3 protein-coding genes and 4 pseudogenes are annotated in these 4,271 nt (G+C 50.5%); 1 reads left to right on the forward strand and 6 read right to left on the reverse strand.

Features of this window, described 5'->3' with window-relative positions:
* The 3 pseudogenes from ACJHYW_RS24945 to ACJHYW_RS24955 all read right to left on the reverse strand — a co-directional run.
* Window positions 1-110, reverse strand: a pseudogene (locus ACJHYW_RS24945) (hypothetical protein); the annotation flags it as partial.
* A gap of 60 nt (window positions 111-170) precedes the next feature.
* Window positions 171-278: pseudogene (locus ACJHYW_RS24950) on the reverse strand (AAA family ATPase); the annotation flags it as partial.
* Window positions 271-600: pseudogene (locus tag ACJHYW_RS24955) on the reverse strand (IS21 family transposase); the annotation flags it as partial. The pseudogenes ACJHYW_RS24950 and ACJHYW_RS24955, both read right to left, overlap by 8 nt.
* A 745-nt stretch (window positions 601-1,345) precedes the next feature.
* Between ACJHYW_RS24955 and ACJHYW_RS24960 the strand changes: the two are divergent.
* Entirely contained in the window at window positions 1,346-2,323 is a 978-nt protein-coding gene (locus ACJHYW_RS24960) for a RepB family plasmid replication initiator protein (protein ID WP_000361612.1), read from the forward strand.
* A gap of 284 nt (window positions 2,324-2,607) precedes the next feature.
* Here the strand turns inward: ACJHYW_RS24960 and ACJHYW_RS24965 are convergent, their stop codons facing one another.
* The 3 genes and pseudogenes from ACJHYW_RS24965 to ACJHYW_RS24975 form a co-directional block, all read right to left on the reverse strand.
* On the reverse strand, window positions 2,608-3,348 hold the full coding sequence (locus ACJHYW_RS24965) for a tyrosine-type recombinase/integrase (RefSeq protein WP_001066942.1): 741 nt from the start codon (window positions 3,346-3,348) through the stop codon (window positions 2,608-2,610).
* Window positions 3,349-3,468: 120 nt separating this feature from the next.
* Complete coding sequence (locus ACJHYW_RS24970; RefSeq protein WP_063078056.1) at window positions 3,469-3,636, reverse strand: hypothetical protein; 168 nt, start codon at window positions 3,634-3,636, stop codon at window positions 3,469-3,471.
* A 114-nt stretch (window positions 3,637-3,750) separates the two neighbouring features.
* Window positions 3,751-4,161: pseudogene (locus ACJHYW_RS24975) on the reverse strand (IS3 family transposase); the annotation flags it as partial.
* Window positions 4,162-4,271 lie beyond the last annotated feature (110 nt).

Genomic DNA, 4,271 nt, shown 5'->3' on the forward strand with positions numbered 1-4,271 from the left:
CGGCAATACTGACGCTCCCCACGTAGTTTCTCTGCGGCCCGCTCTGCATACTGAACAACAGCCTGGTGCATGGCATCTTTGTCTGTGATTCGTTCACCAAAACTGCGACTATGTCAACGCCACGATGTTTGACCGTTATTTGCCATTTTCATGCCCGCTAAATACTTTCGTTACTGATGCTGTCCGCTTTGCACCATTTCATCATCACTGATTGGCGTTGTGTTTTTGGTCAGCACTCCAGCTTTACGTTTCTCTTTTAACCGGTAACTCTCTCCTTGTTCTTTTTGACGGACGCATTTTACGTTTGGGCTGGATGTAGTAACGCAGCATGGAACGTCCGCCCGTATAACCCATTGCCTTAATCTCCGCGAAGATAACCTCGCTATTCCAGACATTCTCTGCCAGGCGCATGTCGATGTAATCCATAAACGGTTTCAGCTTAACCATTTTGTGGCGGGTCTTTCTGGCTGGCGGTTCAGGGTATTTGAGGTAGCGTCTGACCGTCCGTTCAGAGCAACCAATCTGAGCCGCAATATCGACAATGTACGCGCCCTGCTGGCGCATTTGCTTTATCATGTAAAAGTCCTCTCTGCTCAGCATGTTGATGTCCTTTCTGGTGTGAGAACCTTAAGGAAACAACATGTTGGGTGGAGCGGACAATCCAAATGGTGAATTACCGTCTTATATCACTGGCGCTGACACCTGTAGTTTGTATACACAATCCCTGGCATTGAAACACACATATGAAGTGTACTTCGGATATGACCGTACGCTCAGGAAGTACGGCAGATTCCGTCAAAAATTACCTGTAAAGACAGACATCAGAAAAAACAGTGCTCGCCGCAGACCGGTGACCGGGCGAAGCCCGCGAACCGGCGAGGAAGCGCAATGTATCTGTAGTTACAGGGAGCAGGTACGCCCTGAAGCCCTTTCATAAAACGGTTGTGTGCGCTGTCCTTCTGGAATGATTTATCCACATATCCGGAGGCCCGATCCAGTAAACAGATCCATGAATGATCAACAAAGGATCCATTAAAGATCCCCATATCTCTGCAAACCTTGTCACTCATGGGCCGGGACTACGATCACATAAGCTGTGGCATGTTACTGATAAACTGTAACATGCTAATGATAAGCTGTATTCAGTAATCCATATACTGAAGTAAGTTAATGACATAAACTATGGTCAGTATGCCAGACTCAGTTGTTAAATACAGGCTGCAGGTTTTTCTTCAGTCAGTTAGCGGAGTTCTGACACACGATTTTCTGTTTATTCTTTTACTGTCCACAGGCTGGAGGCTTTCTGGAAAACGAAAATTCAGACATCAAAAAACTGTTCGGCGAGGTGGATAAGTCGTCCGGTGAGCTGGTGACACTGACACCAAACAATAACAACACCGTACAACCTGTGGCGCTGATGCGTCTGGGCGTCTTTGTACCGACCCTTAAGTCACTGAAGAACAGTAAAAAAAATACACTGTCACGCACCGATGCCACGGAAGAACTGACGCGTCTTTCTCTGGCCCGTGCAGAAGGATTCGATAAGGTTGAGATCACCGGCCCCCGGCTGGATATGGATAACGATTTCAAGACCTGGGTGGGGATCATTCATTCCTTTGCCCGCCATAACGTGATTGGTGACAAAGTTGAACTGCCTTTTGTTGAGTTTGCAAAACTGTGTGGTATACCTTCAAGCCAGTCATCCCGCAGGCTGCGTGAGCGCATCAGCCCTTCCCTGAAGCGCATTGCCGGTACCGTGATCTCGTTTTCCCGTACCGATGAGAAGCACACCCGGGAATACATCACCCATCTGGTACAGTCAGCCTACTACGATACTGAACGGGATATTGTTCAGTTACAGGCTGATCCCCGCCTGTTTGAACTGTACCAGTTTGACAGAAAGGTCCTTCTTCAGCTTAAGGCGATTAATGCCCTGAAGCGACGGGAGTCCGCCCAGGCACTCTACACCTTTATAGAGAGCCTGCCCCGGGATCCGGCACCGATATCGCTGGCGCGGCTGCGTGCACGCCTCAATCTGAAGTCTCCTGTATTTTCCCAGAACCAGACGGTCAGACGGGCAATGGAGCAGCTGCGCGAGATTGGATATCTTGATTACACGGAGATCCAGCGGGGGCGGACAAAACTCTTCTGCATTCACTACCGGCGTCCCCGGTTAAAAGCACCGAATGATGAGAGTAAGGAAAATCCGTTGCCACCTTCACCTGCGGAAAAAGTCAGTCCGGAGATGGCGGAGAAACTTGCCCTGCTTGAAAAACTGGGCATCACGCTGGATGACCTGGAAAAACTCTTCAAATCCCGCTGAACATAAACTGTAGTCAGTGAAGAGCGCTCCTTTACTGACTACAGCTTATATTAACCGGTGCAGTGAGTGGTCTGCTCACTGCAGTTTATATTCTGTTTCCTGCAGTGCTGCCTGTGGCTGAGCTGCCATCTGCCTGTCCCTTACGTAAGTGATCCCGTAACCTGCTGCTGAGGCATTGCTCCCTTCATAAAACATGACTTACTCACTACAGCTTATATACATGCTCCAGCTTATGTTATGTCTGTTCTGCTGACCACAGCTTATATAAGGAAGCGCGTATGCCGTCACCTCAGGGGAGGCAGTGTACGCAGGATCTCCGCAGCATCCCGCCCGTCACCTGTGAAAGGCACTGCCAGCGTGGCAGCCATATCCAGTGCAAACACTCTGGTATAAACCTCCATCGAACGTGGATCCCTGTGACCAGCCAGTGCCTGGATGACTTTCCGGGGCTGGCGGTGATAGAGCATGTGCATGATATAGCTGTGCCGGAAGGTGTGTGGTGTGACCGGAATCGAAAAGTGTACCCCGTCAGCTTCGGCCCGTCTGACAGCCTGCTTCAGCCAGTTGCGCATGGTTTCGTCGGTCACGGCCCATAATGGTTCACGACGACGGGGCCGGGTGGTGATCATCCAGCTTTCCATCTGCCTGACATAGCTTATATCTGTCAGCGGAACCAGGCGCACTTCATCTTTTGGCGGGCGCCCGCGTCGCGCACGCACTTTTTCGGACAGGATCCGCACAAACGGTCTTACTCCATCCAGGTCAAATGATTCCGGTGTCAGCATCCGGGCTTCGCCAATACGCATTCCGGTATTCCAGAGGGTGGCGAACAGCATATGGTGACGCTGATCCGGCATATAGAAAAGAAGGGCACTCACTTCCGGGGCCAGCAGGTAGGCCGGTGTGGCCCCTGTGGAAGTGGCCATTCTTCTCAGGGAGAGCGCTGTTGCAAAATCCACCCCCGGCGCAATGGGTAACAGGGAGACGCGTTCTGGTGAATTCTGCAGGGGAATGACATTGTTCATGAGTTATTTTTCACGTAGCACACGCACTGTTTATGGATACAGGTATTCTGACCTGAACGCCCGGATCCTTCCACGACAATAAATCGCAGCGCGCGGATCCTTTTGTTTGCTTATCACGCATTATTGCGGGTAAAACCAAATACGTAAAGGTACGTTTTGCAGCAGGGATCCCGTCTTAAGCCAGTCGTGGCGCGGGCTGAGGGCTGGTTTGCCGTTTTTGGGAGAATTGGGGTAATGCCAGGACAAACAGGATCGAACCAAAGGGGAGGGAACAGAGAAGGGGAGGATGCGCTACGTGAATTCTGACCTGGTACACCCCTGTAACCCTGTCAGTTTCACGTAGCACAATGTGGTTGCTGACTACTGCCAGTTGAGATGACGGCCTGAATCGCCACGGATAATTTAGACACTTCCGAGCCGTTGATAATACTGGTTTTCATATTCTGTCGGTGACATCTGATCGCTGGAACCATGCCGACGCTTACTGTTATAAAACATTTCGATGTAATCAAAAATATCGCTGCGGGCTTCTTCCCGCGTTCCGTAGATCTTTTTCTTTATCCGTTCGCGTTTCAACAACTGGAAAAAGCTTTCTGCAACCGCATTATCATGGCAGTTACCGCGACGGCTCATGCTGCCCTCCAGGCCGTGTGATTTCAGGAACGACAGCCATTCATGGCTTGTGTACTGACTGCCCTGATCCGAATGAACCAGCACCTGTTTTTGGGGATTACGCCGCCATACAGCCATCAGCTGTGCGTTCAGGACAATGTCTTTTGTCATCCGGGATTGCATGGACCAGCCGATAATTTGGCACTGTTGCAAATAGTCGGTGGTGATAAACTTATCATCCCCTTTTGCTGATGGAGCTGCACATGAACCCATTCAAAGGCCGGCATTTTCAGCGTGACATCATTCTGTGG

The organism is Escherichia sp. WS3063 (assembly GCF_046486595.1).
Lineage (GTDB): Bacteria > Pseudomonadota > Gammaproteobacteria > Enterobacterales > Enterobacteriaceae > Escherichia > Escherichia coli.

Coding starts and splice junctions, on each gene's coding strand:
- ACJHYW_RS24965 (WP_001066942.1), bottom strand. CDS start 3,348: ATGAACAATGTCATTCCCCTGCAGAATTCACCAGAACGCGTCTCCCTG.